Origin of the sequence: Streptomyces sp. NPDC097107, from assembly GCF_044762405.1 — a bacterium.
Lineage (GTDB): Bacteria > Actinomycetota > Actinomycetes > Streptomycetales > Streptomycetaceae > Streptomyces > Streptomyces thinghirensis.
The window spans coordinates 1-2,481 of sequence record NZ_JBIWEF010000041.1; the positions used below are offsets into that span (position 1 = coordinate 1).

At 67.8% G+C, this 2,481-nt stretch carries 2 protein-coding genes; both read right to left on the reverse strand.

The genetic code is table 11. The features are described from left to right. A partial coding sequence (locus tag ACIQ1J_RS35345) for a 2-oxoacid:ferredoxin oxidoreductase subunit beta (protein WP_403563499.1) occupies positions 1-1,085 on the reverse strand: 1,085 nt, incomplete at its 3' end. Next, a partial coding sequence (locus tag ACIQ1J_RS35350) for a 2-oxoacid:acceptor oxidoreductase subunit alpha (RefSeq protein ID WP_403563501.1) occupies positions 1,078-2,481 on the reverse strand: 1,404 nt, incomplete at its 5' end. The genes ACIQ1J_RS35350 and ACIQ1J_RS35345, both read right to left, overlap by 8 nt.

Genomic DNA, 2,481 nt, shown 5'->3' on the forward strand with positions numbered 1-2,481 from the left:
GTCCAGGTGTCGTTGCCGGTGAGGAGGGTGGCGAGGTCGCCTTTGCCGTTGTGTTCGATGGCGGTGTCGAGCTGGTCGGTCATGAGGGTGTCGTAGACGGGTCGGTCGATGTTGCGCAGGACGCCGATGGGGGTGTGGTGCAGGGTGTCGGGGTCGGCGAGGCGGGAGAGGGCGAAGGCGGTGGTGGGGGAGGTGGCGTGGGCGTCGTGGACGAGGATGTCGGTCTCGTTGTCCGGGGTGACCGCGACGACTTCCAGGTCCCCGGTCCGTGGATCGCGTACCACTCCTTTGGAGCCGTCGGTGCCGAAGCGGATGGGCTGTCCGTGTTCGAGGCGGATGACGGCTTCTTCGGCCTGTTGTTTGTCTTTGAGGGCGTCGAAGGCGCCGTCGTTGAAGATGTTGCAGTTCTGGTAGATCTCGATCAGGGCGGTGCCGGGGTGTTCGGCGGCCTGGCGCAGGACCTCGGTGAGGTGTTTGCGGTCCGAGTCGATGGTGCGGGCGATGAAGGAGGCTTCGGCGCCGAGGGCGAGGGAGACGGGGTTGAAGGGTGCGTCGAGGGATCCCATCGGCGTGGATTTGGTGATTTTGCCGATTTCGGAGGTGGGGGAGTACTGGCCTTTTGTGAGGCCGTAGATGCGGTTGTTGAAGAGGAGGATTTTGAGGTTGACGTTGCGGCGCAGGGCGTGGATGAGGTGGTTGCCGCCGATGGAGAGGGCGTCGCCGTCGCCGGTGACGACCCAGACGGACAGGTCGCGGCGGGAGGTGGCGAGTCCGGTGGCGATGGCGGGGGCGCGGCCGTGGATGGAGTGCATCCCGTAGGTGTTCATGTAGTAGGGGAAGCGGGAGGAGCAGCCGATGCCGGAGACGAAGACGATGTTCTCCTTCGCCAGGCCGAGCTGGGGCATGAAGCCCTGCACGGCGGCGAGGACGGCGTAGTCGCCGCAGCCGGGGCACCAGCGCACTTCCTGATCGGACTTGAAGTCCTTCATGGACTGTCTGCCCTCGGCCTTGGGGACGAGGGTCAGTGCCTCGGTCGTGCTCGTGCCGGTGCCCGTCGGCTTGTCTTCGGTGGGCGTCTCAGGCATCGATGGCCTCCTTCAGGACGGTGGCGAGCTGTTCGGCTTTGAACGGCATGCCGTTGACCTGGTTGTAGGACTGGGCGTCGACCAGGTACTTCGCCCGGACGAGGGTGGCGAGCTGGCCGAGGTTCATCTCGGGGATCACCACCGTGTCGTACCTCTTCAGCACTGTGCCGAGGTTGTGCGGGAAGGGGTTGAGGTGGCGCAGGTGGGCCTGGGCGATCGCGCCGTCCTCCTTGCGGATCCGGCGCACGGCGGCGGTGATGGGGCCGTAGGTGGAGCCCCAGCCCAGGACGAGGGTCTTCGCGCCGTCCGGGTCGTCGACGTCCAGGTCGGGGACCTGGATGCCGTCGATTTTGGCCTGGCGGGTGCGGACCATGAGGTCGTGGTTGGCCGGGTCGTAGGAGATGTTGCCGGTGCCGTCCTGTTTCTCGATGCCGCCGATGCGGTGTTCGAGGCCGGGGGTGCCGGGGATGGCCCAGGGGCGGGCGAGGGTGTGCGGGTCGCGTTTGTAGGGCCAGAACACCGCGGTGCCGTCGTCCAGGGTGTGGTTCGGGCTCTGGGTGAACTGCACGGTGAGGTCGGGCAGTTCGTCCGGTTCCGGGATCCGCCAGGGTTCGGAGCCGTTGGCGAGGTAGCCGTCGGAGAGGAGGAAGACGGGGGTGCGGTAGGCCAGTGCGATGCGGGCTGCTTCCAGGACGGCGTCGAAGCAGTCGGCCGGGGTGCGGGGGGCGATGACGGGGACGGGTGCCTCGCCGTTGCGCCCGTACATGGCCTGGAGCAGGTCGGCCTGTTCCGTCTTGGTCGGCAGGCCGGTGGAGGGGCCGCCGCGCTGGATGTCCACGACCAGCAGGGGCAGTTCCAGGGAGACCGCGAGGCCGATGGTCTCGGATTTGAGTGCCACGCCGGGGCCGCTGGTGGTGGTCACGGCCAGCAAGCCGCCGAACGCGGCTCCGAGTGCGGCGCCGATGCCGGCGATCTCGTCCTCGGCCTGGAAGGTGCGTACGCCGAAGTTCTTGTGGCGGCTGAGTTCGTGGAGGATGTCGGAGGCGGGGGTGATGGGGTAGGAGCCGAGGAAGAGGGGCAGGTCGGCCTGGCGGGAGGCGGCGATCAGGCCGTAGGCCAGGGCCAGGTTCCCGGAGATGTTGCGGTAGACGCCGGGCGGGAACGCGGTGGCGGCGGGGGCGACCTCGTAGGAGACGGCGAAGTCCTCGGTGGTCTCGCCGAAGTTCCAGCCGGCCCGGTAGGCGGCGATGTTCGCGGCGGCGATGTCGGGTTTCTTCGCGAACTTGGCCCGCAGGAACTTCTCGGTGCCCTCGGTGGGCCGGTGGTACATCCAGCTCAGCAGCCCGAGCGCGAACATGTTCTTGCTGCGCTCGGCTTCCTTGCGGGTGAGGTCGAA